General features: G+C 67.2%; 27 protein-coding genes. 25 read left to right on the top strand and 2 right to left on the bottom strand.

Annotated elements, in window-relative coordinates:
- The first annotated feature begins 89 nt into the window (after window positions 1-89).
- From ABU113_RS11930 to ABU113_RS11890, 9 genes are all read left to right on the top strand, one after another.
- The gene (locus ABU113_RS11930) at window positions 90-296 is read left to right on the top strand and encodes a DUF6511 domain-containing protein (protein WP_454559723.1); all 207 of its coding nucleotides are present in this window, start codon (window positions 90-92) and stop codon (window positions 294-296) included.
- Window positions 296-1,063, top strand: coding sequence for a PD-(D/E)XK nuclease family protein (locus ABU113_RS11925; RefSeq protein WP_454559722.1), 768 nt, complete (start codon window positions 296-298; stop codon window positions 1,061-1,063). The genes ABU113_RS11930 and ABU113_RS11925 overlap by 1 nt, the downstream gene beginning before the upstream one ends.
- The gene (locus ABU113_RS11920; protein ID WP_454559721.1) at window positions 1,060-3,348 is read left to right on the top strand and encodes an AAA family ATPase; all 2,289 of its coding nucleotides are present in this window, start codon (window positions 1,060-1,062) and stop codon (window positions 3,346-3,348) included. The genes ABU113_RS11925 and ABU113_RS11920 overlap by 4 nt, the downstream gene beginning before the upstream one ends.
- Before the next feature lie 434 nt (window positions 3,349-3,782).
- Window positions 3,783-4,316 carry a crossover junction endodeoxyribonuclease RuvC gene (locus tag ABU113_RS11915; protein WP_454559720.1) on the top strand — a complete coding sequence of 178 codons (534 nt, stop codon included), beginning with the start codon at window positions 3,783-3,785 and terminating at the stop codon, window positions 4,314-4,316.
- Window positions 4,313-4,510, top strand: a complete 198-nt coding sequence (locus ABU113_RS11910; protein ID WP_045449863.1) for a hypothetical protein — start codon at window positions 4,313-4,315, stop codon at window positions 4,508-4,510. The genes ABU113_RS11915 and ABU113_RS11910 overlap by 4 nt, the downstream gene beginning before the upstream one ends.
- Window positions 4,507-4,941, top strand: a complete 435-nt coding sequence (locus tag ABU113_RS11905) for a DUF6362 family protein (RefSeq protein ID WP_206553499.1) — start codon at window positions 4,507-4,509, stop codon at window positions 4,939-4,941. Before ABU113_RS11910 ends, ABU113_RS11905 begins: the two co-directional genes overlap by 4 nt.
- A gap of 372 nt (window positions 4,942-5,313) precedes the next feature.
- The gene (locus ABU113_RS11900; protein WP_454559719.1) at window positions 5,314-6,639 is read left to right on the top strand and encodes a site-specific DNA-methyltransferase; all 1,326 of its coding nucleotides are present in this window, start codon (window positions 5,314-5,316) and stop codon (window positions 6,637-6,639) included.
- Window positions 6,636-6,872, top strand: coding sequence for a DUF7220 family protein (locus ABU113_RS11895; RefSeq protein WP_454559718.1), 237 nt, complete (start codon window positions 6,636-6,638; stop codon window positions 6,870-6,872). The genes ABU113_RS11900 and ABU113_RS11895 overlap by 4 nt, the downstream gene beginning before the upstream one ends.
- Window positions 6,873-6,997: 125 nt before the next feature.
- Window positions 6,998-7,771 (top strand): hypothetical protein, encoded by a 774-nt coding sequence (locus tag ABU113_RS11890; RefSeq protein ID WP_454559717.1) that lies wholly within the window; start codon window positions 6,998-7,000, stop codon window positions 7,769-7,771.
- Window positions 7,772-7,829: 58 nt separating this feature from the next.
- Here ABU113_RS11890 and ABU113_RS11885 read toward each other — a convergent pair whose 3' ends face one another.
- Both ABU113_RS11885 and ABU113_RS11880 read right to left on the bottom strand, forming a co-directional pair.
- On the bottom strand, window positions 7,830-8,375 hold the full coding sequence (locus tag ABU113_RS11885) for a DUF3489 domain-containing protein (RefSeq protein ID WP_454559716.1): 546 nt from the start codon (window positions 8,373-8,375) through the stop codon (window positions 7,830-7,832).
- A gap of 98 nt (window positions 8,376-8,473) precedes the next feature.
- Window positions 8,474-8,698, bottom strand: a complete 225-nt coding sequence (locus ABU113_RS11880) for a hypothetical protein (RefSeq protein WP_045449885.1) — start codon at window positions 8,696-8,698, stop codon at window positions 8,474-8,476.
- Window positions 8,699-8,812: 114 nt separating this feature from the next.
- Here ABU113_RS11880 and ABU113_RS11875 point away from each other — a divergent pair, with 114 nt between their 5' ends.
- The 16 genes from ABU113_RS11875 to ABU113_RS11800 all read left to right on the top strand — a co-directional run bounded on the left by ABU113_RS11875 (window position 8,813) and on the right by ABU113_RS11800 (window position 24,065).
- A complete protein-coding gene (locus tag ABU113_RS11875; protein WP_050474463.1) occupies window positions 8,813-9,373 on the top strand; it encodes a hypothetical protein in 561 nt (186 codons plus the stop codon).
- A complete protein-coding gene (locus ABU113_RS11870; protein ID WP_454559715.1) occupies window positions 9,321-11,324 on the top strand; it encodes a phage terminase large subunit family protein in 2,004 nt (667 codons plus the stop codon). Before ABU113_RS11875 ends, ABU113_RS11870 begins: the two co-directional genes overlap by 53 nt.
- A gap of 1 nt (window position 11,325) precedes the next feature.
- Window positions 11,326-11,535 (top strand): phage head-tail joining protein, encoded by a 210-nt coding sequence (locus ABU113_RS11865; RefSeq protein ID WP_454559714.1) that lies wholly within the window; start codon window positions 11,326-11,328, stop codon window positions 11,533-11,535.
- A complete protein-coding gene (locus ABU113_RS11860; RefSeq protein ID WP_454559713.1) occupies window positions 11,535-13,055 on the top strand; it encodes a phage portal protein in 1,521 nt (506 codons plus the stop codon). The genes ABU113_RS11865 and ABU113_RS11860 overlap by 1 nt, the downstream gene beginning before the upstream one ends.
- Before the next feature lie 4 nt (window positions 13,056-13,059).
- Window positions 13,060-15,099: a prohead protease/major capsid protein fusion protein gene (locus ABU113_RS11855; protein ID WP_454559712.1), complete on the top strand. Its 2,040-nt coding sequence runs from the start codon at window positions 13,060-13,062 to the stop codon at window positions 15,097-15,099.
- An 85-nt stretch (window positions 15,100-15,184) separates the two neighbouring features.
- The gene (locus tag ABU113_RS11850) at window positions 15,185-15,520 is read left to right on the top strand and encodes a DUF2190 family protein (RefSeq protein WP_454559711.1); all 336 of its coding nucleotides are present in this window, start codon (window positions 15,185-15,187) and stop codon (window positions 15,518-15,520) included.
- Window positions 15,520-15,831, top strand: coding sequence for a head-tail joining protein (locus ABU113_RS11845; RefSeq protein WP_454559710.1), 312 nt, complete (start codon window positions 15,520-15,522; stop codon window positions 15,829-15,831). The genes ABU113_RS11850 and ABU113_RS11845 overlap by 1 nt, the downstream gene beginning before the upstream one ends.
- Entirely contained in the window at window positions 15,828-16,487 is a 660-nt protein-coding gene (locus tag ABU113_RS11840) for a DUF6441 family protein (RefSeq protein ID WP_454559709.1), read from the top strand. Before ABU113_RS11845 ends, ABU113_RS11840 begins: the two co-directional genes overlap by 4 nt.
- Window positions 16,487-16,918, top strand: a complete 432-nt coding sequence (locus ABU113_RS11835; RefSeq protein WP_454559708.1) for a hypothetical protein — start codon at window positions 16,487-16,489, stop codon at window positions 16,916-16,918. Before ABU113_RS11840 ends, ABU113_RS11835 begins: the two co-directional genes overlap by 1 nt.
- Window positions 16,919-16,958: 40 nt before the next feature.
- Window positions 16,959-18,230, top strand: a complete 1,272-nt coding sequence (locus ABU113_RS11830; RefSeq protein ID WP_454559707.1) for a phage tail tube protein — start codon at window positions 16,959-16,961, stop codon at window positions 18,228-18,230.
- A 10-nt stretch (window positions 18,231-18,240) separates the two neighbouring features.
- Window positions 18,241-18,678 carry a hypothetical protein gene (locus tag ABU113_RS11825; RefSeq protein ID WP_454559706.1) on the top strand — a complete coding sequence of 146 codons (438 nt, stop codon included), beginning with the start codon at window positions 18,241-18,243 and terminating at the stop codon, window positions 18,676-18,678.
- Window positions 18,651-18,908 (top strand): DUF7697 family protein, encoded by a 258-nt coding sequence (locus ABU113_RS11820; RefSeq protein ID WP_454559755.1) that lies wholly within the window; start codon window positions 18,651-18,653, stop codon window positions 18,906-18,908. Before ABU113_RS11825 ends, ABU113_RS11820 begins: the two co-directional genes overlap by 28 nt.
- The gene (locus ABU113_RS11815; RefSeq protein ID WP_454559705.1) at window positions 18,901-21,390 is read left to right on the top strand and encodes a phage tail tape measure C-terminal domain-containing protein; all 2,490 of its coding nucleotides are present in this window, start codon (window positions 18,901-18,903) and stop codon (window positions 21,388-21,390) included. The genes ABU113_RS11820 and ABU113_RS11815 overlap by 8 nt, the downstream gene beginning before the upstream one ends.
- An 11-nt stretch (window positions 21,391-21,401) precedes the next feature.
- Window positions 21,402-22,004 (top strand): DUF2460 domain-containing protein, encoded by a 603-nt coding sequence (locus tag ABU113_RS11810; RefSeq protein ID WP_454559704.1) that lies wholly within the window; start codon window positions 21,402-21,404, stop codon window positions 22,002-22,004.
- Window positions 22,001-23,611, top strand: coding sequence for a baseplate hub domain-containing protein (locus ABU113_RS11805; RefSeq protein ID WP_454559703.1), 1,611 nt, complete (start codon window positions 22,001-22,003; stop codon window positions 23,609-23,611). The genes ABU113_RS11810 and ABU113_RS11805 overlap by 4 nt, the downstream gene beginning before the upstream one ends.
- Window positions 23,601-24,065: a C40 family peptidase gene (locus ABU113_RS11800; RefSeq protein ID WP_050475515.1), complete on the top strand. Its 465-nt coding sequence runs from the start codon at window positions 23,601-23,603 to the stop codon at window positions 24,063-24,065. The genes ABU113_RS11805 and ABU113_RS11800 overlap by 11 nt, the downstream gene beginning before the upstream one ends.
- Window positions 24,066-24,090 lie beyond the last annotated feature (25 nt).

The raw sequence follows: 24,090 nt of genomic DNA, 5'->3' as shown, positions 1-24,090 counted from the left end.
TGCGGTCGAAGCAACCGCGCCCCTCGGTCTGGTTCTGCTCGATGGCCTGCCAAGGCTTCTGGACGCGCTTGGCGCGGGAGCGCTGGGCCATGGTTGATCTCACCGAACAGGAGAAGGCGGCGATCCGCGCCGCCATGAAGCCGGTCGCCGAGATCATGGAGGAGATCGGCTGGCAGACGCGCTTCTCCGACCTCACGGAGGCGCAGGTGCTCACGCTCATCGAGGTCGCCGTCGGCGGCTTCCAGGACGCCATGCACGCCATGGCAGCCGACGCCGACGCGGAGGTGCCGCTCTGATGCTCGACTACAACCACCGCCCCACTTGGGCCGAACGCATCAACGCGGTCATCGACGAGGCGATCGCCGCTGAACGCGCGGCGGTTGCGCCCAGGACCTACCTCGGCGGCTCCCGCCTTGGACACGGCTGTGAGCGCGCTCTGCAATTCGAGTTCGCGGGCGCGCCGAAGGATGAGGGCCAGGAGTTCTCCGGCCAGACTCTGCGGATCTTCGAGATCGGACACGCGCTCGAAGATCTTGCCATCCGCTGGCTGCGCGGTGCCGGGTTCGATCTCTATACCCGCAAGGGCAACCGTCCGGACGGCGAGCAATTCGGCTTCTCGGTCGCTGGTGGCCGCATCCGCGGTCATGTCGATGGGATCATCGCCGCCGCACCCCAGCTGCTGGGCATCGGCGTTCCCGCGCTCTGGGAATGCAAGACGATGAACGCCAGGAACTGGCGCGAGACCGTGGCCAAGGGCGTGGTCGTGGCGAAGCCCGTCTACGCGGCCCAGCTCGCCATCTACCAAGCCTACATGGAGGCGCAGGTCCCTGGCATCTCCGACAATCCCGCGCTCTTCACCGCCATCAACAAGGACACCGCCGAACTGCACCACGAACTCGTGCCGTTCGACGCGGGGCTCGCCCAACGCATGAGCGACCGCGCCGTGCGGATCCTCCAGGCGACGGATGCAGGGGATCTGCTGCCGCGCATCGCTACGAGCCGTGACTTCCACGAGTGCCGGATGTGCCCGTGGGCGGAACGCTGCTGGGGGCTGCCGGCATGAGCGGGAACAATGTCGTCTCCCTCGATGCGTGGCGCGACTTCAACGACGCCGCGCCGCAGGCCGATCCGTTCGACATCGAGCCGGATCCAGAGCAGATCGCCGTCTTTCTCGACGTCGTCTTCGGTTACTGCGAGGGCTGGGTGCCCCTGCGCGGGTTCGTGGACAAGGGCCAAGGCATCGACGGCCGACCCCACAACGCCTGGATCGAGATCGACGACAGTTTGCTGGAGAAGGCGGTTTCCTTCGCCGGTTGGGCAGCACGCGAAGGGGCGGCCTTCTATGTGGTGCCGGGAACGGTCGCCGAGACCGGCAAGGCCAAGGCCGCCGATGTCCAGCAGATGCAGACGGTCCTGGTCGACCTCGACGCCGGAGACATTGCGGCCAAGCTTGACCACCTCGTCCGTCATCTCGGCGACCCGACACTGCTCGTCGAAAGTGGCGGCCGGACGCCGGACGGTCTCGACAAGCTGCATGTCTGGTGGCGCTTGAGCGAACCGGCCGAGGGCGAGGACATCGCGCTTCTCTGTCGGCTGCGCGGCGACATTGCGGTCAAGGTCGGCGGCGATACGCATTTCCGCTCGGCCCACCAGCCGATCCGCCTGGCTGGTTCGGTCTATCACAAGGGCGGGTTCAAGCGCCTGGTCAACATCCGCCGCCACAGCCCGCGGGTCGAGGTCCATCTGCGCGACTTCGCGGAAGCAGTCGCCGACATGCCGCCGCTTGCCGGGGTCGGATCCGAGCCAGGCCCCTCTACGGACAAACCGTCGATCACCGATGTCCTGACGACGCCAGTCCGCGAAGGCGGATCAGACGATTGGACCCGCTTCCAGGGGGCGAGCGCCGCCATCGGCCACTACGTCCGCATGGCGCATGAGGGCCGCATGAGCCGCGACGACGCGTGGGAGGCGATCTGCCAGTACAACGCCGCCCAACTCCGTCCCAGCTGGCCGCTCGAACGCCTCGCCTCGGAAGCCCAGCGCCTCTGGCGGCTGCACGAAGAGCGCCACGGACCGGCCCTCGAACGGATCGCCGTTCCGCCGATGTCCGCGCTGCCGGTTTTCACGCTCGGCGCGCTGCTCGACGACAAGAGCCCGATGCCCGACGACATCATCGCGCCGCGATTGCTGACGCCCGGCGGGATGCTGGTGCTCGGCGGCGCCCCCAAGGTCGGCAAGAGCGACTTCCTGATCAGTCTGCTGGTCCACATGGCGGCGGGTGTGCCGTTCCTCGGCTTTGCGCCGAGCCGGCCCTTGCGGATCTTCTATCTGCAGGCGGAGATCCAGTACCATTATCTGCGGGAGCGCCTCCAGGCCATCCGGATCGAGCCGACGCTCCTGGCCGCAGCGCGCGATAATCTCGTCGCCACGCCGAAGGTCCGCATGTTGCTCGACGCCGGCGGCGTGGGCCTGACCATCGCCGCGGTCCGCGCCCACTACGGCCATGGCGCGCCCGACATCCTCTGCATCGACCCGATCCGCAATCTCTTCGATGGGGGTCCGGACGGCGGCGGGGAGAACGACAACACCGCGATGCTCTTCTTCCTGCAGGAGCGGGTCGAGGCCCTGCGGGACGCCGTAGCCCCGGATGCCGGCCTGATCCTCTGCCATCACACCCGCAAGATCACGAAGAAGCAGCTCGTCGAGGACCCGTTCATGGCGCTCTCGGGCGCGGGCAGCCTCCGCAGCTTCTACACCTCCGGCGTGATCATGCACCGGCCCGACGAGGACCGACCGGAGCGGATGCTGCATTTCGAGCTCCGCAACGGCCCCGGCATCGAGCCGATGATCGTCGACAAGGCGGACGGACGCTGGATCGCGATGGATCGCTCGGAGACAAGGCTCGTGCGTCGCGAGTTCGGCGAGAAGCTCGACGCCGAGCGCGCGCGCAAACACGACGTGATCCTTCAACTGCTCTTCGATGAGGCCGAGGCCGGCCGGCTCTACACCGCGCTGCAGTTCGCCGAGAGCTTCGAGAATCAGGCCGGGCTCGGCGGCAAGGACACAATCCGCGAACGGATCAGCGTGCTGGCCACAAAGGGTTTCATCAAGTTCGTTCGCGATGGCGCGCCGTTCGGTCTGCCAACCTCGCGCTCGAAGTTCGGCTATCTCTGCGTCGAGGGCATGACGTTCCCGACCGGAGAAGAGACGGAAGACCCCGACACCGGCGAGGTCATGCCCGTCCGGGTCCAGGTCCTTCCCAGCACCTACAAATGCCCGCAGAGCGGCGCGGCGCTGCCGGTCGAGAACCCTCTGGTCTGGGTCTATCAGACGGAGGAGACCTCGTGATGCGGCAGCTCATCCCGACTACGCGGACTTACGCAGGATCAAGTTGTGGCAAGTTGCGGCGAGCTGGGCGGCCAGCTTCCCAACTACTTTCGTTGCTTTTCGCGCCGCCGCGCACCGCCCGGCCGTCCCGCGCACATTCAAGTTGGGAAAGCTCGTCCCAACTACCTTGGCTCCAGCGCGCCCCGCTGCGCGGCCTTTCGCAGATTCAAGTTGGGAACGCGACCCACGCAATGGGCCGCCCCAACTTCGATTTCTCCAAAAAATTCAACGTGTTGATGCGCTCTGGAAGTTGTGGGGGTGAAAGCCACCCCCTTCGGGGGTGGGGGAGAACCGCGCCGAGCGGGTTCTCCCACTCCCACCCCCAGGGGCTTCGCGCGCGCGGTCGCCGTGTCGTCCATCCCCTCACCGACATCAGACGAGAAGGACCCACCACCATGAGCCAGTGCCCGTCACCCCTCCCCAAGAGCGCGCCCCATCCGGCCCCGGTCATCTCGACATCCGCGGGCAGCGCCATTCTCGCCCTGGATCTCGGCACCACCACGGGCTGGGCGAGCCTGGCGGGCGGGATCGTGCACAGCGGAACCGCCACCTTCCGCTCCGGACGCTTCGATGGCGGCGGCATGCGGTACCTGCGTTTCCAGCGCTGGCTCGAACAACTGGCCGACGACAGCGGTGGGTTGGCCGCGATCTATTTCGAGGAGGTCCGGCGCCATATCGGCACTGACGCCGCCCACCTCTACGGCGGTTTCCTGGCGACGTTGACCGCTTGGTGCGAGCGTGAGGGCGTCGCCTATCAGGGCGTTCCTGTCGGCACCATCAAACGCTTCGCCACGGGCAAGGGCAACGCCGGCAAGGATGCCGTGCTCGCCGCGATGCGCCAGCGCGGGTTCCAACCCGCCGACGACAACGAGGCCGACGCGATCGCGATCCTGCTCTGGGCGATGGAGACCCGGGGAGGTGTGCTGTGAGGTGGACGCCACGCGGATATGGCGGCCAGCGCCGCACCCCCGATGAAGTCAAGCGCGATGGCTGGCGCGAGCAGCGTGTCCTGGCGGTCTCTCTCGATGACGACCGGCTGACCTGGCCCGAGCGTGAGCTCGTCCGGCAACTCGGCGAGAAGCTCTATGGCGACCGCGATCAGGCGAAGGAGGCGCGTCGATGACCCAGTGGACACCGAGCCTCGTCGAGGAACGTCTCGCGGAAGCGGCCTTCGTGCTCAAGCGCCTGCCCGAACCCCGGCGGCAGGGATATTTCAGCGTCTGGCCGGAGGTCATCCATAGCTTCGCGGACAAGGTCGGACAGGAGCCGAAGCCGATGCGCGTCATCCCGTCACCCGCCGCGATCAGCCGGATGGAGGAGACGCTCAGCTGGACGGTGGGGCTCGATCCGATCGACGGCAAGATCGTCTGGCTGCGCGCCTACGGCGAGCGATGGAAAACCATCTGCTGGACCGTCGGATTGCAGCGGTCGGCGGCGCACGAGCACTGGCTCTATGCGCTCTGCGTGATCGCATTCCGGCTTAACGGTCGGCGGCTCAACCGCACCCTGTCGAAGCGGAAAGTGATCGAGCTGGCTGGCGCGTCGCAGCGGTGAGCGGTGGCGAGGAAGGTGTCCGGCGGACAGTTTTCGAACGGACATAAACGGCGGATCGGGCTAGGTTTTTGACTATCCTCGGGAGAGGCGCGCGCGTCGCGGCCTTGGTCCCGCTTCCAGACGAGTTCGCGGGTCCTTCCTGGCGGAAATCGTATGCTGGCGGGCGAGGCGCGATGGATCGCCAGCGACAGGGCCGGATTTTTGGGAAGCCACCCGGCATCCGGATCCATGCATATCCCGAGAAACCACCAACGAACACGCGCCTGATGGCCGGACGCCCGTCGCGCCCGCTGGACCCCGCACGGAGTCCAGCGCGGCAACCGGAGGCCAGGACCACAGGTGTCCACTTCGATCGACGGACCCATCCGACCCATGACGCTGAGCTTCGCCCCCGAGCGGATCGAGACCTGGCCGCTTTCGCGCCTCCAGCCCTACGCCAACAATGCGAAGGTGCACGGCGCGGACCAGGTCGCCAAGATCGCCGCCAGCATGGCCGAGTTCGGCTGGACCGTGCCCTGCCTCGTGGCCGAGGACGGGGAGCTGATCGCGGGCCACGGCCGCGTTCTGGCTGCCACGCAGCTCGGGCTGACTGAGGCACCGGTGATCGTGCTCGGTCATCTGACCGAGGCGCAGCGCCGGGCCTACCGCATCGCGGACAATAAGCTGACGGAACTCGGAAGCTGGGACGAGGCATTGCTGTCCGCCGAGCTGCAGGGACTGCTGGCCGAGGACTTCGATCTGTCGCTGGTCGGATTCTCCGACGGCGAACTCGACAAGCTCCTCGCGCTCGCCCCGGACGCAGACGGTGAAGACAGCGGGGCTGGCGGCTCGGTTCCGCCCGTGACCATCCCCGAGCCGCCGCGCAATCCGGCCTCGCGCAAGGGTGATCTATGGATCCTCGGCGATCACCGGCTGCTCTGCGGCGACAGCACGAACCATCAGGATGTACGCCGTCTGATGAACGGCGAGCGCGCGGTCCTGTTCGCCACCGACCCGCCCTATCTGGTCGACTACGACGGCTCCAACCACCCGACGCGGAACAAGGACTGGAGCCAATCCTACGGCGTCACCTGGGACGACAGCTCGCAGGGCGCGGAGCTTTACGACGGCTTCATCGCCGCGGCCGTGGCCGAAGCGATCACCGAGGACGCCGCCTGGTACTGCTGGCATGCCTCTCGCCGCCAGGCGATGCTGGAAGCGTGCTGGGAGAAGGCCGGCGCCTTCGTCCATCAGCAGATCATCTGGGTGAAGGACCGCGGCGTCCTGACCCGGTCCCATTACCTCTGGAAGCACGAGCCCTGCTTCATGGGATGGCGCCGTCCGAACCGCCCGCCGAAGGTGGCCGAGGAGACGCTGTCCTCGACCTGGGAGATGCCGTCCTTCGCCAAGGACGAGCGCCCCGACCATCCGACGCCGAAACCGCTCGACGCCTTCGGGATCCCGATGCGCCAGCACGTGGCCCGTGGCGGGCTCTGCTACGAGCCGTTTTCCGGATCCGGCTCACAGATCATGGCGGGCGAGACCAACGGCCGCCGTGTCTTCGCGATGGAGATCAGCCCGGCCTATGTCGATGTCGCCGTGGAGCGCTGGCAGGCGGACACGGGCCGCGAGGCGGTCCTCGACGGCGACGGCCGGACCTTCGCGAAAGTGAAGGCCGAGCGGCTCAGCCCTGTTCCTTCCGAAACGGATGCAGCATGAAACAGAGCCGCGCCATGTCTCTCTTCGAGTCCCTTGCCAATGTCGCCGTCGGCTACGGCGTGGCCGTGGTGACCCAGATCCTGATCTTCCCGATCTTCGGTCTGCACACGACGCTGGCGCAGAATCTCATGATGGGTGCCATTTTCACGGTGGTCAGCATTGGACGTTCCTACGCGCTGCGGCGGCTGTTCGAGACAGTTCGAGATTCGTCCAAATTGCCGTTACGCCGTTAAGCTGGGGCTCTGTCACCGCGGGCTAAGCCGTTGCCGTCACTTCACTTAGTTCTTATGCTTTGCCTAACTTGGCAGTGAGCCATCAGGTTGTTCTACTGTTATGCTGCAAACCGATTGAGTGCAAAGTGCTTGAACCATTGGACGCCGAAGAGACCGCCGACGACCTCCTCCCAGACGGTCTTGAGGCTTTGAGGCGCGAACTCAGTCTCGCTGACGTGATGGGCCTCATCGAACGCACAGCAAGATGGGTCGACCCAAAGACCTTCGAGTATCTCCCGGTCTGGTATCCGGAACATGCGCGGCGCGGCCTGTTCTACAAGGCGAACTGGTCTGAGCCGCAGATGAACCGCAATCGCCAGACCGGCGTGATTGTACATAAGTCTGAGGGAAACGTGCATGCCAACAAGGCGCTGACATTAGCGCTTGGGCTTCGGGCGGGCGAACGGCCGAACTGGTCGTGCTGCCATATCTGGGGCGTAGATGACGCGTTCTATCAGGTCAGCAACGCGGTCGTGCAAGATCGCCGCTTTTTCTCGTGTGTGGCGAACATGGTACTTCTCCCCACGCCATTAAAGGCATTTACCGACGTCATGACCGAGGTGAAGATGATGCTGCGGGTGTGTGCACTGCATCTCTATGGTTGGTCATGCGATCATGAAGAGGTGTCGCCAATCGCCACCGAGGTCGGGAAATGGACGAAGTGGGATGCCTACCCGCAAAGCTGGCCTATGCCCGGCAGGTCCTCGCTGCCGCTTGGAACAGCTCCGTTTTCACAAAGGATCAAAGAAGCCGCCGACCGCAGGAAGGCCGCAATCCAAAGGGACCTTGCATCCGCCGGTCCGCACTATCCTCGCGAGGACGTCCGGAAGGTTCTTGCTTACTGGAATGTTTCGTTGTGACCGGCGAGCGCCGCCGTCCTGCGGGACGGCGGCATAATCAGTTCTCGGAAGCGTTTTCTCAGGCGCGCGGCAGACAGTAGACCCGCCCGCGGCCATCAACCTTCTCCGAGACCACTTCGAGACCAAGCTTTTTCTTAAGCGCGCCCGCCATCGCGCCGCGCACCGTGTGTGGCTGCCAGCCGGTGGCCGTGACGATCTCGGCGATGGTGGCACCACCCGGCGCGCGAAGCATGGCGATCAGCGCGGCCTGCTTGGTGCCTTCGCGCGGTATCCGCGTCGTGGGCGCCGCCTGCTGCTCGGCGGGGATGTCTGGCGCGCTCGCAGGCGCGGCGCTCCTGCCCTCGGGCTCGATGCCGATGGCAGCGAGGCCTGCGTCGGTCGCCACCAGCGTGGTGCCGTGACCGTCCCCGGTCTCGCGCCAGACAAGCTCCCCCTTGCGGATGTCGGCATCGACTTCCTCGATGAAGCCTTTGGCGATCATCGTCTCCACCACCTTGGTGGCGGCGCCTCCGCGCAGGGAACCGGGAAGCGGCAGGATATTGTGGTTGTCGCGCTGAGCGGCGGCGCTGAGAATTACGGCTTGCGTGTCGGTGAGCTTGGTCATGGGGTCGTCTCCTTGGATTGAACCGCAACCGTCGCGGCCCTTCTACGACCCCAAGCCGCGCGGCACGACGCGGCCGGAGTTCAGGCAGGTGCAGGATTTCACCCGGCGTGCTCGCCCTCGCGGAACGCCATGTCGGTGATCTCGCGCAGCTTGTCGCGGTAGTGGCTCAGGGAGCCGACATGGCCCCAGTTGATCTCGTCGGGATTGGTTTCGAAGTGGTCGTCGCTGAGCGCCTTGAGGCGTTCCAGCATGCTGTCGATCTCCAGCTTGGCGGCGATGAAGGCGTCGAGTGCCTTCGAGTTGTCGGTGGCGCGTCGGGTCATCTCTGTGGCTCCTCGTGGCGAGTTGCAGCGTGGTCTTGAAAGCCACGTTCGCTCTGTCCGAACCGCTTATCAACTCGATAAGCACTTGAATCTGAACAATAATCGGAGAACGCCATGCAGGGGCTGAGCGAGCGCCAATACGCCGCGCGCGTCGGTCTCTCGCGGGGCGCGATCCAGAAGGCGAAGGCTGCGGGACGGCTGGTCCTCCATGAGGATGGCAGCATCGACGCAGAGGCGAGCGATGCCCGCCGGGCGGCGATGACGGACCCGTCGAAGTCCCGGCGCACCACGGCATCCAAGCTCAAGCCGGTACCCGACGCGGCCGTGTCCGCCGTTGGCGACACTCTGCGGGAACAAGGGCTTGCCGCGCCGCCCGTCGGCAGCGGCACGACCTTCCTGCAGGCCAAGACCGCGAATGAGGTGCTGAAGGCCCAGGAGCGGCGCATCCGGCTTCAGAAGCTCAAGGGAGAACTCGTCGACCGCGCCCGGGCGGTTGCGGTCGTGTTCCGGTTGGCACGCGAGGAGCGCGATGCCTGGGTGAACTGGCCGGCGCGCGCGGCGGCGCTGATGGCGGCCGAACTCGGCGTGGAGGCGGCCGCCATGCAGAAGGCCTTGGAGAAACATGTACGCGCCCACCTCGACGAACTCGCCGAGGTCCGGCCCGAATTCCGGTGACGAATATGGCCTGAGGGATTTCGAAGGCGCTGCTGAGATCCTGCGCGCCTGGGGCAACGGGATCCGACCGGATCCCGACCTCACCGTCTCGGAATGGGCGGACCGGCACCGGATGTTGGCGTCCCGCGCTTCGGCCGAACCGGGGCGCTACCGCACAATGCGAACGCCCTACATGCGGGAGATCATGGACCGGCTGTCGCCCGGCGACGCGGCGCAACGGATCGTGTTCATGAAGGCCGCGCAGGTCGGGGCGACGGAAGCCGGCAACAACTGGATCGGCTTCGCCATCCATCAGGCCCCGGGCCCGATGCTCGCGGTCCAGCCGACCGTGGAACTGGCCAAGCGCAACTCGCGCCAGCGGATTGACCCGCTGATCGACGAGAGCCCGGAGCTCCGGGAGCGGGTCAAACCGGCCCGATCCCGCGACGCCGGGAACACGATGCTGTCCAAGGAATTCGCGGGCGGCATCCTGATCATGACGGGCGCGAACTCGGCGGTCGGGCTGCGCTCGACCCCGGCGCGTTACATCTTCCTCGACGAGGTCGATGCCTATCCGGCTTCGGCCGACGAGGAAGGCGATCCGGTGACCCTGGCCGAGGCGCGGTCGCTGACCTTCGCTCACCGGCGCAAGGTATTCCTGGTCTCGACGCCGACGATCCGGGGGCACAGCCGCATCGAGCGCGAGTTCGAGGCGTCCGACCAGCGGCGCTATTTCGTGCCGTGTCCGCATTGCGGGGCGATGCAGTGGCTGAAGTTCGAACGGCTGCGCTGGCAGAAGGGCAAGCCGGAGACTGCAGAATATATCTGCGAAGGCTGCGACAGAGCCGTCGCGGAGCACCACAAGACCGCGATGCTGGAGCGCGGCGAATGGCGGGCGACCGCCACGGCCGCTGATCCCACCACTGTCGGCTACCACCTCTCGGCGCTCTACTCGCCGGTCGGCTGGCTCAGCTGGCCCCGGATCGCGCGCAGCTGGGAGGCGGCCCAGGGCTCCGACGAGGCGATCAAGGCGTTCCGCAATACCATTCTCGGCGAGACATGGGTCGAAACCGGCGAGGCGCCGGACTGGCAGCGGCTCTACGATCGCCGCGAGGCGTGGCAGCCAGGCACGGTGCCAGCGGGCGGGCTGTTCCTGACGGCGGGCGCGGATGTCCAGAAGGACCGCATCGAGGTCGATGTCTGGGCCTGGGGCCGAGGGCTTGAGAGCTGGCTCGTCGATCACGTGCGTGTAGAGGGCGGGCCGGACCGGCATGATGCTTGGGACCAGTTGACGGCACTCCTCGACCGGTCGTGGCCGCATGAAAACGGAGCGCACCTTCGGATCGCGCGGCTCGCGATCGACACGGGCTACGAAGCCCCGGCTGTCTACGCCTGGTCGCGCAAAGTCGGCTTTGCACAGGTCGCGCCAGTCAAGGGGCTCGAAGGCTTCAATCGCTCCAGTCCGGTCTCCGGCCCCACTTTCGTGGATGCGACCGAGGGCGGGAAGCGCCTGCGTCGCGGCGCCCGGCTCTGGACGGTGGCGGTCTCGACCTTCAAGGCCGAAACCTACCGCTTCCTGCGGCTGGAGCGCCCGACGGCCGAGGAACGTGCCGAGGGCGCGGCGTTCCCGCCCGGCACGATCCACCTGCCGACATGGGTCGAGAGCGAGTGGCTGAAGCAGGTCGTGGCCGAACAGCTGGTCACGGTGCGCACGAAGCGCGGCTTCGCGAAGCTCGAATGGCAGAAGCTGCGTGAGCGCAACGAGGCGCTCGATTGCCGAGTCTACGCCCGCGCGGCCGCCTGGATCGCGGGCGCCGACCGCTGGCCCGAAGAGAAATGGCGCGACCTCGAAGACCAGCTCGGGGCGGCCCCGACCGACAGCGATCCCGCCGGGCAGATCCACAGGCCGGGACAGGTACCCCAAGGCAAGCGCCGTTCCGACTGGATCGGGCGGCGGGAAGGATGGTTCTGAGATGACCGACTGGACCGAAACCGAGCTCTCGGCACTGCGCCGGGCCTATGCCAGCGGCACGACCCGCGTCAGCTATGACGGCAAGTCGGTGGAGTACGGCTCGGCGGAGGATCTGCTCGCCCGCATCCGGACCATCGAGCGCGCGATTGCCAGTGTGGGGCGGCCGCTTCCGGTCGCCGGGCTCGCGGGCTTCTCGCGCGGGGATCGCTGATGGCGGCGAATTGGTTCGACCGCGCCATCGCTTCGGTCGCCCCTCGGGCCGCCGCGCGGCGGGTCCTGGCGCGACAGGCGTTCGAGACGCTCGCGCGCGGCTACGAAGGCGCCGCGCGAGGACGCCGCACGGAGGGCTGGCGTGCCCCGGGATTCTCAGCTGACACCGAGATCGGCGTGGCCGGGGCGCTCTTGCGCGACCGCATGCGCGACCTCGTCCGCAACAACCCGCACGCGGCCAAGGCCGTGGCCGTGCTGGTGAACAACATCATTGGCGCGGGCATCATGCCGCGCGCCGCGAGCGGCGACGACACGCTGGACCGCCGCGTCGACGATCTGTTCGAACGATGGGCCGAGGCCTGTGACGCCGACGGCCAGCTCGACTTCTACGGGCTTCAGACGCTGATCTGCCGTGAGATGGTCGAGGCCGGCGAAGTGCTGGTGCGCCGTCGCCTGCGCCGCGCTGCGGACGGCCTGCCGGTGCCGCTGCAATTGCAGGTGCTGGAGGCCGACTTCCTCGACGCCACCAAATCCGGCGCGCTCGGTGCGGGCCGCCTCATGCAGGGGATCGAGTTCGATCCGCTCGGCAGGCGCCGGGCCTACTGGCTCCACGCCGAGCATCCCGGCGACGCCTATGGCGCCCTGCAAAACGGCCTGCAGAGCCGGCCGGTCCCGGCGAGCGAGATCGCGCATGTCTATGAGAAGCAGCGCACGCAGGCGCGCGGCGTTCCCTGGGGCGCGCCGGTTATCCGCGCCCTTCGTGATCTCGACGATTACGAGGTGGCCGAGATCGTTCGCAAGAAGACCGAGGCTTGCGTCACCGCCATCGTCTTCGGGGACGACGAGGCGCAGCAGGGCATCGCCCCGGCGGTGGTCGACGCCGATGGCAACCGGGTCGAGCAGTTCGAACCAGGACTGATCGCCTATGCCCGCGGCGGAAAGGACATCCGCTTCAACCAGCCGGCCGCCACCGGCGGCTATGGCGAATACAAGCGCGCCAGCCTGCATACGATTTCGGCCGGGTTCCGGGTGCCCTACGAGCTACTCACCGGCGATCTCAGCCAGGTGAACTACTCCTCCATCCGGGCGGGGCTCGTCGAGTTCCGCCGGATGATCGACGCTGTCCAGTGGCAGCTCTTCATTCCGATGCTCTGCACCCCGGTCTGGCGCTGGTTCACCGAGGCCGCATGGGCCTCGGGACAGATCCCGACGCCGGACGTGCCGGTCGAATGGTCACCGCCCAAGTTCGAGGCAGTCGATCCGCAGAAGGACGCGATGGCGAACCTTCTGGCGATCCGTTCGGGAACGATGACACTGGCCGAGGTGATCGCTCGCCAGGGCCGCAATCCCGACGCCGTGCTGGCGGAGATCGCCGCGACCAACGCCAAGCTCGACGCCCTCGGGCTTGTGCTCGACAGCGACCCCCGCCGCGTCACCAAGACCGGCAGCGCGCAATCGAGCGACCCGGCAACCGATCCGGAACCCGACCCGGGGCAGCCGGACACCGCCCAACAGGACTGACTTCATGGACACGATGATCGAACTGCCGGCGCTTCGCCGGTCGGCGGAGCTTGCGCCGAACACCGTCGATGCCGACGCACGCACCGTCGAGGTGATCTGGTCGGCGGGCGCACGCGTCCGGCGGGCGAGCTTCTTCGGCGAGCCCTACGACGAGGAACTCAGCCTCGACCCTGCTCATGTGCGCCTCGACCGGCTGAACGCGGGCGCGCCGTTCCTGAAGGTGCATGAGATCGACACACTCGACGCCGTCATCGGCTCGGTGGTGCCCGGCTCGGCGCGGATCGAGAACGGCCGCGGCATCGCGCAGGTCCGCATCAGCGAGCGCGCCGATGTCGAGCCGATCTGGCGCGACATCCAGGCCGGGCACATCCGCGCGGTCTCCATCGGCTACCAGGTCCATCGCTTCGACATCTCCAAGCCCGACGGCGGGCGGGAGCTCTGGCGGGCGGTGGACTGGACCCCCTTCGAAATCTCAGCGGTCCCGGTCGGGGCCGACCCCGCCGCGGGCTTCCGCAGCCAGAGCCCGCTTGAAACCTGCGTCCTTCACCGCCGGGACGCGCCCTCAAACCCGCAAGGAGCATCCCCGATGACGGAGAAGACCCAGACCCCGGCCCAGACTGACGAGGTCGTGGCCGACCAGACGAGCGAAACGGCAGCGACCGAGGAGACCACCATGACCGACACGCCCGCGAGCGCGGCCGACACGCAGACCCGCGCGCGTCCGAAGACTGCCAAGCCCGAAGCCACGGATCCCGAGGCTGTGGCGAACCGCGCCCGCGAAGCCGAACGGGAGCGTGTCTCGACCATCTACGATCTGGCCGGTCGGCTGAACCTCGAGCGCGGCCTCGCCGAGGATCTGGTCAAGCGCGGCACCGGTCTCGACGAGGCGCGTCGCCTGATCCTCGATCAGGTCGCAGCGAAGTCGGAGGAGACGCGGACCTTCGGCCAAGTCTCCGTCCCGCTCGGTGGCCGGGATGAGCGCATCACCCGCCGCGATGCCGTGGCCAATGCGCTGCTGCACCGGTACAGCCCGACGCTGTTCCCGCTTGAAGATGCTGCCCGTCAGTATCGAGGCATGACGCTGCTGGAACTCGCCCGCGAAAGCCTCGGCAATGCCGGGGTGAACACGCGCGGCCTCTCGCGTGACGAGGTGGCGACGCGCGCGCTGCATTCGACCTCGGACTTCCCCGAAATCCTCGCGGCCGTCACCAACAAGACCCTGCGCCAGGCCTACGAGGCCTATCCGCGGACCTTCGCACTCTTCTGCCGTCAGGTTCTGGCGACCGACTTCAAGGCGATGCACCGGGTGCAGCTCGGCGAGGCGCCGCAGCTCCTGGAAGTGGGCGAGAGCGGCGAGTTCAAGCGCGGAACGCTCGGCGAGAGCAAGGAAAGCTACCGCGTGAAGACCTACGGCCGGGTTGTCGCCATCACCCGGCAGGTGCTGATCAACGACGATCTGGACGCCTTCACCCGGATCCCGGCAATGTACGGCAACTCCATCGCCCAGCTGGAGTCGGACGTGGTCTGGGGCATCATCACCTCGAACCCGGCCATGGCCGATGGCAATGCGCTGTTCCACACCACTCATAAGAACCTCGCGGGCACCGGTGCGGCGCTCGACGTCACCACCGTCGGCGCGGCTCGGGCGGCGATGGCGAAGCAGACCGGGCTCGACAAGAAGACGGTGCTCAACATCCGACCCGCCTTCCTGATCGTGCCGGCATCTCTGGAACTGAAGGCAGAGCAGCTGGTCGCTCAGAACCTCGTGCCTCCGTCGAGCGGCAACGTGGTGCCCCAGTCGATCCGCACGCTTAGCCCCATCGCCGAGCCGCGTCTCGATGCCGCCAGCGAGACCGCCTGGTATCTGGCCGCCAGCCCCAACCAGATCGACACGATCGAGTACGCCTATCTCGAAGGCCAACAGGGCGCCTACATCGAGACGCGCAATGGCTTCGACGTCGACGGGGTCGAGATCAAGTGCCGCCTCGACTTCGGCGCCAAGGCCATCGACTGGCGCGGCCTCTACAAGAACCCGGGCGCCTGATCCGGCCCCTTCCCTGACACCTGAACCCCGACGACATGGGCGGTCCTGACGGGCCGCCCTTCGTCTTTCCAAGAGGATCAAGCTCATGAAGAACTACGTCCAGCCCGGCAACACCATCACCCTGACCGCGCCCTATGCGGTCGTTTCCGGTGACGGCCTGCTCGTCGGCTCCATCTTTGGCGTGGCGGCGGGCAGCGCTGCCCTCGGCGAGACCGTCGAGGCGTCGCTCGTCGGCGTCTTCGACCTGAAGAAGGTCGCCTCGCAGGCGTGGGCCGCGGGCGACAAGGTCTACTGGGACAACACCAACAAAGAGGCGACGAAGGCCGCCACCGCCAACACGCTAATCGGCGTTGCGACCGAAGCCGTCGCCGGTGGCGCCGGTGACGTCATCGGGCGGGTTCGCCTGAATGGCAGCTTCTGATGTCGGCCATCGCCGCTGCGTTCCAGTCACTGTTCGCCGACCCGAACATGGCGCGGGACGCGACCTTTACGCCAAAGGGCGGCAGCGCCGTCTCCGTTCGGGTCGTCTTGCGCCGGCCCGACAGTGTCTTCGAATTCGGCGAGACACGGTTGCATGCCGTTACGACGCTGCTCGACATTCGCGTCGCCGATGCGCCCAGCCTCGCCGAAGGCGACGGGTTCCAGTTCGACGGCGTTTCCTATGTCGTCCAGGGAGAGCCGAGCCGCGACGCGGAGCGACTGATCTGGACGGCGGAGTTGCGCGAGGCATGAGGTTCTCGGTCAGCACGATCGGCGACCTCGGCAAGCTGATGAGCGACGAGATCAAGGCCGCCGAGAAGGCCGTCACGGCCGGGATCTCACAGGCCACCGAAGGCTTGAAGACCGAGCTCCGGACGCAGGTCACCTCGGCGGGGCTGGGTCCGAGACTGGCGCGCACCTGGCGCGGACAAGTCTACCCCAAGGGCGAAGACAGCATCCGGGCGGCGGGTCTCGTCTGGTCCAAGGCGCCAGGCATCATCCGCATCTATGAGGAAGGCGCGACCATTCGCTCGAAGAACGGCTTCTTCCTCGCGATCCCGACGGCGGCTGCTGGCCGGTACGGGGATGGCGGCCGGAAGATCACGCCGGGCGGATGGGAGCGACGGACCGGGCAACGGCTGCGCTTCGTCTATCGACGCCGCGGTCCCTCTCTCCTCGTGGCCGACGGGATGCGTGCCCGGACAGGCAAGCGTGGTGGCTTCTCTCGCGCGAGCGCTTCCGCACTCCGGACGGGCCGAGGACTGGTGACCGTGCCGATGTTCATCCTGGTTCCGCAGGTCACCCTCGCCAAGCGCCTCGAGGTGGCCGGCGCCGCCGAGCGCTGGGTGAGCCGACTACCCAGCCTGGTCGTGCGCAACTGGATTTCTGATGGGGACGGGAGCCGCTGATGTCTCGACGTGAACAGATCCTCGCCGCGCTTTCGGTTGTTCTCGCGGGGCAGTTGGCGGCGCCGGTGCGGCGCAACGAGGTGCTGCCCGAGAAGGTGCCCGCCGCCGGTCTCGTCATCCTGCGCGATGGCGAGCCCGGCGAACCCGACATCACCCTCAATCCCCGCACCGAATTCTATGCGCACCGGGTCGAGCTCGAAGTCTATGTGCCGCGAGACCCAAGCGGCGGCGGCGAAGCGGCGCTCGATCAGCTGCTGGGTGCAATCGGGGCCGCCCTGCGTGTCGATGAGACGCTCGGCGGCTTTGCGGAGAACCTGACGCCGTCAGCCCCGGAGACAGGCGCGCTCGCTCTCGAAGGAGCGCCGCCGATGCTGACCGCGCGGATCATCGTCACGATCGAATACCTGGTGAGCGATCCACTCACCGCCTGACCCAACCACGACCCAATCACGGACAAGACGGGAGTCATCCATGCCCAAGGCGCGCGCATATGGCGCGGACGCCACCCTCAAGGCGTGCCGGGAGGCAAGCTACGGGGTCGCGCCGCTCACCGGCTATCAGAGCCTCGATTTCAAATCGACCGATCTGTCTTCGGCCCAGCCGCTCGGGGACGACCCGCTGCTGGGACGCGGGCGCAACGCGCAGGATCCCTATCGCGGCCTCATCACCGACGAGGGCCAGCTCGACATCCCGCTCGACCTGCGTGGAACGGGCTTCTGGCTGACGGGCCTGTTCGGAGACCCGGTGACCACGCCCACGAACGCCAGCGGCTCGATCGTCTTCGCCGTCAATCCCATAGCGGGCGACACGATCACCTTGAACGGTACGGTCTGGACGTTCGTCTCCGGTACGGCGGGCGCGCAGGAGACGCAAATCCAGGGAACGGTCACGCAGACCGTCGATGAACTTGTCGGCGATCTCAACGCATCGCCCGACCCCGAAATCGCCAAGTGCACCTATTCGCGGCCGACGAGCACGCAGACGCTCGTGATCGTGTTCGACGCGGCAGGCCCGACCGGCAACAGCTACACCCTTGCTGCATCCGCTGGCGCCGTCTCGGGTCCCACGCTGACCAGCGGTGGCTACGCCCATGTCTGGGAGAGCGGCGCCGACGACATCCCGAGCTACACGATCGAGGTCGGCCATCCGAAGCTCGCGACGCCGGTGTTCTTCCGTCACCTCGGCACGGTGATGGAGAGCCTAAACTTCGAGATGGGCCAGGAGGGACCGGCAAATGCCCGCCTCCAGCTCGTGGCCCAAGGCGAGGAACGCTTCTCTGCGACGGTCGACGCCAATCCGACGGCCTACGCGCTCCGGCGCTTCAGCCAGGGGCGCGGCTTCATCCGACGCGGCGGTGCGGCGCTCGCCGGCGTCACTGGCGGCAGTCTGACCTTCTCCAACAATCTCGAACGCGTCCGGGTCATTCGCGAGGACGGCAAGATCGAGGCGGCCGATCCCACGTTCGCCTCGGCGGAAGGATCGATGTCGGTACGCTTCGATGGCGCGACGCTCGTGGCCGAGGCCGCCAATGGCGATCCTGTCGGACTCGAATACGGGTTCACCTTCCCGGAAGGCTACGCGCTCCGCTTCGAGTTGCCGCGGGTCTTCCTGCCCAAACCCAAATATGCCGTCTCCGGCCCCGGCGGGGTCGAGGCGAGCTTCGACTGGCGCGCCTCCTACGATGACAGCGAAGGCACGATGCTGCGCGCCCACCTCCTGAACGACGTCACAAGCTATACCTGAGGCCATTCCCATGATCCGCCTGAACCTGTCGCGCGAGCCGAGCTGGCTCGACCTCGGACATGACGTGCGCGTGCGCGTCGCTCCCCTGACCACCTCGCTCATGGCCGCCGCCCGCAGTGATCCGGCGGTGGCTGCCTTGCCCGAAGGCGCGTCGAACGAGACCATCGCGGTCACCATGGCCAAGGCCCTGGCACGGCTGGTCGTCTTGGAATGGGAAGGGGTGGGCGACGCAGAAGGCAATCCTGTGCCCGTCACACCGGAAGGCATCGACGCGCTGCTGGACATCCTGCCGATCTTCGAGGCCTTCCAGCTCCGCTACGTGTCCAAGGGCCTGTTGCTGGAAGCGGAAAAAAACGGCTCCGCGCCCTCGCCGAATGGCACTTCAGCGGGGGCGACCAGTATTGCCGATCCTGCCGCGGCATTTGCGGTGAATGTCCCGCCGTCCTGAACCGTCCGCAGACGGTCGAAGGCTGGCAGGTCTGGGATCTGGCCAAAAAGCTCACGGGGCAGCTGCGCGCCGTCCCCGGTGCGGTCCTCGGCCTCGACATGACGTCCGCTCTCGCCTGTGCGCACGCGCTTGGAGTGGACACGCTCGTCTGCGCGGAACTGCTGCCCGAGGTGGAGGGCATGATGGTGCGCGGACTGAACGCGCAAATCAGGACTGATCAAGATGGCTGAGAAACGCGTCTCCGTTCGCCTTGCCGTCGTCGGAGGGCGCGAGGTCCGTGCCGAGCTGCAGGGCATCGGCGACGCAGGGGAGCAAGGCTTCCGTCGGCTATCGCGGGAGATGGACGCCGCGAACAGCCGTGTCGCGGCATTCTATCGGCGCGTGCAGATCGCGGCTGCCGCCGCAGCGACCGCCTTCGCCGCGGGCGCTGCGGCCATGATCCGCTCCGGCCTTCAGGTTGTGGACGCACAGGCCAAGCTCGCCCAGTCGCTCGGGACGACCGTCGAGAGCATTCAGGTTCTGGAACGCGCCGGCGAATTGGCCGGCGTCTCGATGTCCGGCATCGAACAGGCGACCAAGGACCTCACCCGCCGCCTTAGCCAGGCGGCCGCCGGGACCGGTCCTGCCGTCGCGGCGCTCGAACGGCTCGGGCTCTCGGCCTCGGCCTTGCTTGCCCTGCCGCTAGATGAGCGTGTCGGTCGCATCAACCAGGCGATCGAAGACTTCGTGCCCGCGGCCGAGCGTGCAGCGGTCGCTGGGCAGCTGTTCGGGGAGGAAGGCAGCATCGCCATCTCCCGGATCGACACGACGACCCTTCGGCAGGCGACACGGGACGTTCGCGACTTCGGGGTGGTCGTCTCCGAGCAGGACGCCGATCAGATCGAGCGGACGAACGATGCGATCTCCCGCCTCGGTCTGATCTGGCGCGGGCTGTCGAATCAACTCGCCGTTGCCGCCGCCCCGGCCCTCGAAGCCGTCGCCGACGCGCTGGCGGCGATCTCCCGCACGACGGGTCCGCTTGGCCAGGGCATTCGGCTCCTGTTCGACAACATCGGCCGTCTGGCATCGATTGCTGCTGCCTTCGCCGCCTTCATCGCCGGACGCTGGGTCGCCGGCATGGTTGTGGCCGCCGCCTCGGTTCGCGGTCTTGCCACCGCGCTGGTCTTCCTGCGCGGCGCATTGATCCGAACCGGCATCGGCGCGCTCATCGTGGCGGCGGGTGAGCTGATCTACCAGTTCGGTCGGCTGGTGCAGGCGACCGGCGGCTTCGGCGCCGCGCTCGGCCTTCTTGGCGACGTGGCAGCCGAGGTCTGGGACAGGATCGGATTGCTGGCCGGCGTCCTGAAAGCGCGCATCGACGCCGCCTGGAGCGGCATTCAAGCGAGCATCGCCGACGCGCTGCAGGCGTCGCTCGAGGCCGTCGTCACCTTCGGCAATCGCACAATCGGGACGTTTCAGGGCGCTTTCGATGCGATGGTTGTCATCTGGAGCAACCTGCCTCGGGCCATCGGCGATCTGACGATCCAGGCGGCGAACGCGCTGATCGCCGGGTTGGAGTCGATGCTGAACGGCGCGGTCGACGGCATCAATGCGCTCCTCGAAGGCGTCAATGCGGGTCTGGCTGCGATCGGCATCGAGCGGGCCATCGAGCTGGTGCCGGACGTCGATCTCGGCCGGATCGAGAACGAGTTTGCGGGCGCCGCGAGCCGGGCTGGCAATGCAGCGCGTGATGCCTTCGCCGCCGCGTTTGAGACCGATACCTTCGCGACGCCGGATTTCGGCCTGTCGGCTTTCGCCGAGGATGCGCGCGCTGCCGCCGACAGTGCACGAGTGACGGCGACGGCGCTGGGAGAGCTGGCAGGCGCGCCCCTCGCGTCCATCGCGGCGCTCCGGGAGGCCATGGCGGGCGCAAACACTGAAATCGAAACCGCAGCCGGCGCGACGGAGCGTCTTGATGAAGCCTTCGCAGCCATCGGCGGCGCCGGAGGCGATGCCGCAGGAGATGGCGAAGGCTCGGCCGGTTCCGCCGCACGCGCTGCGGAAGCAAGCCGCGCCGCCGGGGAGGCAGCGGCTTCGGCGGCCACACAGGCGGCAACCGGCTGGGCGGCGGTTCGCGAGGAGTTGTCCCGCTATGCCAGCGAGGCGATGGACTGGGGCAAGGGTCTCGGCAGCGCTCTCACCAGCGCCTTTCGCAGCGCCGAGGACGCCATCGCCAGCTTCGTGACCGGCGGCAGAATCGACTTCAAGGCACTCGCCGACAGCATCCTCGCCGACATCACCCGCATCGCTGTTCGTTCCGCGATCCTCGGGCCGCTTGCCAATGCGCTCGGCGGAGGCGGCGGCGGACTGCTCGGCGGCTTGTTCGGCGGCGGAGGCGGGCTGTTTGCCGGCATCTTCCATCAAGGCGGCGTCGCCGGGGGGCCCGCTCAGCAGCGGCTCGTCCCGGCATTCGCTTTTGTGGGTGCGCCGCGCTTCCACGACGGCGGTCTCGCGGGGCTTCGTGCCGACGAGGTGCCCGCGATCCTGCAGCGCGGTGAGATGGTGCTGTCACGGGCTCAGCTCGCCGCGATCGGCGCCGCACGCGAAACCCGGCCACCGGTCAACGTGGTGATGAACATCTCCACCCCGGACGCGGGTAGCTTTCGCTACGCCCAAGGGCAGATCGCCGCCGACGCCGCCCGCGCCATGGAGCGGGCGCGGCGTAATCTCTGATGGATCGACAGATGAGCGGCTTTCACGAAGTTCAGTTCCCGCCGGACATCTCCTACGGGGCGTCCGGCGGCCCTGGCTACTCGACCACCGTGGTGACAACGGTTTCGGGACACGAGCGGCGCAACGCCAACTGGGCCGCCGCGCGGGGCAAATGGAACGTGGCGCACGGCCTGAAGAAACGCGATCAGGTGGCCGCACTCATCGCCTTCTTTCGCGCGCGGCGCGGGCGTGCCTACGGTTTCCGCTTCAAGGACTGGACCGACTATCAGGCGCTGGCCCAGCTGATCGGGCAAGGCGACGGCGTGACCAAGACGTTCCAGCTCGTGAAGACCTACGCGAGCGGCGGCGAGGTCGAGACACGGGTCATCACCAAGCCCGTTCCCGGAACGGTGAAGATCTACCGCGACGGCGTCGAGGCGGTCTCGGGCTGGAGCGTCAACACGGCGACCGGGCTCGTGACCTTCACCGTCGCCCCCGCATCCGGCGTCCAGGTGACGGCGGACTTCGAGTTCGACGTGCCCGTCCGCTTCGACAGCGATCAGATGGACCTCACGATCGAAACCTATCAGCTCGGCAGTTGGGGCCAGATCCCAGTGCTGGAGATCAGACCATGAAATCGACTTCGGCAGCCCTCGCGGCGCATCTCGCCGGACCGGTGACAACGCTCGCCACCTGCTGGCGCATCTCGCGCGTTGACGGCAAGGAGTTCTTCTTCACCGACCACGACCGCGATCTGTCGTTCGAAGGCAAGGTCTACAAGGCGAGTTCCGGCTATTCGCGCACGGCCATCGCCAACGATGCGAGCCTGAGCGTCGACAATCTCGACGTCGAGGGCGTCTTCGACAGCGCGTCAATCACCGAGGAGGAGCTGCGCGCGGGGCTCTTCGATCAGGCCGAGGTGCGGATTTTCCTCGTCAACTGGGCGGACCCCGCCATGGGCGCTCTTCGGATGCGCCGCGGCTGGTTCGGCGAGGTCGTGCTGACCGAGCAGGGCATTTTCCGGACCGAACTGCGCGGCATGACGCAAGCGCTGCAGCAACGCATCGGCGAGCTTTACAGCCCCGAATGCCGCGCCGATCTCGGAGATCTCCGCTGCAAGGTGCCGGTCAATCCGCCAGAAATCGGCCGATCGACGACGTACATCCTCGGTAACGTGGTGCGCGTGCGCACGACCGGAACGCCGGTCAGTTTCGCGCTGCCGATCGTCAACGGCAGCTTCGAGGCGGATGGCGCCGGCGACGGCTCCAGCTTCACGCCCACCGGATGGACGAAGGTGTCCGGCGACTGGGACGTGCACGACGCTAGCAACGGCGGTCTGTCGCCTGCGGTTGGCAGCTTCTACTTGGAAGGCGGAAGCTCAGCATCGGGGGAACTGACCCAGTCGCTCGACCTCCTCGTCGCGGGGCTGGATCCGCTGCAGATCGACGGCGACGCCTACCGGCTGGACGCATCGGTGAGCCGGGCGAATTCGTTCCCGGACGATCTGGGGCGGGTCGTCATCGAAGCGCTGGACGGCTCGTCGAACCTGCTCTCAGCGCTTCTCGACACGGGCTTCGAGGTGATCCTGCCCGAGGACAGCTGGGTTCAGCGGGGCGTTTCGCAGGCCCAGTTGCCGGTAGGGACCAGGTTTATCCGCTTCCGGCTCCTGCACCAGCTCGCGGCCGGCAGCCAGTCGAACGCGGCCTTCGACGCCGTTGTGGCGACGATCACCGACACGACGGTATCGGTGCCGACTTCCGCTGATTTCGAGAACCGCGTCTATCGCTGCGTGACCGCCGGAACGACCGCATCCGAGCAACCGACCTTCGACACCATTGTCGGCGCGCAAACCGCCGATGGCGGCGCGGTGTTCGAGGCCGAAGAAGCATGGAGCCGGTCGGGCGTCGTGACGGCAGTCATCGACCGGGCGGTCTTCAATGCCACACTCGATGAACCGCGAGCGGTTGATGGCTGGTTTGCTGGCGGTGTGCTGACCTGGGAGACCGGCGCCAATGCCGGTCGCTCCACCGAGGTCAAGAGCTGGACCCAAGGCAGCGGGCGGATCGAGCTGTTCCTGCCGATGGGATACGCGATCTCATCCGGCGACGCCTTCCGCGTTCATCCCGGCTGCGACAAGCGGCTCGACACCTGCATCGACCGCTTCGCCAACGTCCTGAACTTTCGCGGCGAACCCTACGTGCCGGGCCAGGATGCCATGATGAGCTATCCCGATGCACGCTGACCGCCCACCATCAGCGACCGCCACCGCGATCGGGGATCTGGCCGATGCGATCGTCGCCGAGGCCCGGACCTGGCTGGGCGTTCCCTGGCGCCACCAGGGGCGCAGCCGCGCCGGTGTCGACTGCGCGGGGCTCGTGGTCCTTGTCGCGCGGGCGCTCGAACTCGCCGACCACGACAGCACGGCCTATGGGCGCCGCGCGCAGGGACAGGGCTTCGTCGAGCACTTTCGCGGGCACCTGGACGGCATTGCCGTCACACAAACGAAGCCCGGTGACGTCCTCGTCTTCGCTGATCAGGCTTATCCCTGCCATTGCGGCTTTCTGACGGAACGGCTCGGACGGCCGCATCTCCTGCACGCGCACGCCACGCGCAGGCAGGTGATCGAGGAACCCTATGCCGGCGAATGGCCGGCCAAGATCAAGTTCGCATTTCGCTTTCGCTCTCCCGGATCCTGACCTCGGGACTTTGTGTGTCGCGTTC

The organism is Parapedomonas caeni, from assembly GCF_041060555.1.
In the GTDB taxonomy this organism is placed as follows: Bacteria; Pseudomonadota; Alphaproteobacteria; order Sphingomonadales; family Sphingomonadaceae; genus CAUJIW01.
Note: the sequence above shows the minus strand (reverse complement) of the source record. Positions and strands in the feature narration are given on the sequence as shown.

Bases quoted from the DNA above. Each gene is read 5' to 3' on its own strand.
- ABU113_RS11805 (WP_454559703.1), top strand. From the start codon at position 22,001: ATGAAATCGACTTCGGCAGCCCTCGCGGCGCATCTCGCCGGACCGGTG.
- ABU113_RS11920 (WP_454559721.1), top strand. From the start codon at position 1,060: ATGAGCGGGAACAATGTCGTCTCCCTCGATGCGTGGCGCGACTTCAAC.
- ABU113_RS11865 (WP_454559714.1), top strand. From the start codon at position 11,326: ATGACCGACTGGACCGAAACCGAGCTCTCGGCACTGCGCCGGGCCTAT.
- ABU113_RS11900 (WP_454559719.1), top strand. From the start codon at position 5,314: ATGACGCTGAGCTTCGCCCCCGAGCGGATCGAGACCTGGCCGCTTTCG.
- ABU113_RS11860 (WP_454559713.1), top strand. From the start codon at position 11,535: ATGGCGGCGAATTGGTTCGACCGCGCCATCGCTTCGGTCGCCCCTCGG.
- ABU113_RS11825 (WP_454559706.1), top strand. From the start codon at position 18,241: ATGATCCGCCTGAACCTGTCGCGCGAGCCGAGCTGGCTCGACCTCGGA.
- ABU113_RS11835 (WP_454559708.1), top strand. From the start codon at position 16,487: ATGTCTCGACGTGAACAGATCCTCGCCGCGCTTTCGGTTGTTCTCGCG.
- ABU113_RS11850 (WP_454559711.1), top strand. From the start codon at position 15,185: ATGAAGAACTACGTCCAGCCCGGCAACACCATCACCCTGACCGCGCCC.
- ABU113_RS11845 (WP_454559710.1), top strand. From the start codon at position 15,520: ATGTCGGCCATCGCCGCTGCGTTCCAGTCACTGTTCGCCGACCCGAAC.
- ABU113_RS11830 (WP_454559707.1), top strand. From the start codon at position 16,959: ATGCCCAAGGCGCGCGCATATGGCGCGGACGCCACCCTCAAGGCGTGC.
- ABU113_RS11855 (WP_454559712.1), top strand. From the start codon at position 13,060: ATGGACACGATGATCGAACTGCCGGCGCTTCGCCGGTCGGCGGAGCTT.
- ABU113_RS11870 (WP_454559715.1), top strand. From the start codon at position 9,321: ATGTACGCGCCCACCTCGACGAACTCGCCGAGGTCCGGCCCGAATTCC.
- ABU113_RS11840 (WP_454559709.1), top strand. From the start codon at position 15,828: ATGAGGTTCTCGGTCAGCACGATCGGCGACCTCGGCAAGCTGATGAGC.
- ABU113_RS11885 (WP_454559716.1), bottom strand. From the start codon at position 8,375: ATGACCAAGCTCACCGACACGCAAGCCGTAATTCTCAGCGCCGCCGCT.
- ABU113_RS11810 (WP_454559704.1), top strand. From the start codon at position 21,402: ATGAGCGGCTTTCACGAAGTTCAGTTCCCGCCGGACATCTCCTACGGG.
- ABU113_RS11925 (WP_454559722.1), top strand. From the start codon at position 296: ATGCTCGACTACAACCACCGCCCCACTTGGGCCGAACGCATCAACGCG.
- ABU113_RS11880 (WP_045449885.1), bottom strand. From the start codon at position 8,698: ATGACCCGACGCGCCACCGACAACTCGAAGGCACTCGACGCCTTCATC.
- ABU113_RS11815 (WP_454559705.1), top strand. From the start codon at position 18,901: ATGGCTGAGAAACGCGTCTCCGTTCGCCTTGCCGTCGTCGGAGGGCGC.
- ABU113_RS11930 (WP_454559723.1), top strand. From the start codon at position 90: ATGGTTGATCTCACCGAACAGGAGAAGGCGGCGATCCGCGCCGCCATG.
- ABU113_RS11905 (WP_206553499.1), top strand. From the start codon at position 4,507: ATGACCCAGTGGACACCGAGCCTCGTCGAGGAACGTCTCGCGGAAGCG.
- ABU113_RS11915 (WP_454559720.1), top strand. From the start codon at position 3,783: ATGAGCCAGTGCCCGTCACCCCTCCCCAAGAGCGCGCCCCATCCGGCC.
- ABU113_RS11800 (WP_050475515.1), top strand. From the start codon at position 23,601: ATGCACGCTGACCGCCCACCATCAGCGACCGCCACCGCGATCGGGGAT.
- ABU113_RS11875 (WP_050474463.1), top strand. From the start codon at position 8,813: ATGCAGGGGCTGAGCGAGCGCCAATACGCCGCGCGCGTCGGTCTCTCG.
- ABU113_RS11895 (WP_454559718.1), top strand. From the start codon at position 6,636: ATGAAACAGAGCCGCGCCATGTCTCTCTTCGAGTCCCTTGCCAATGTC.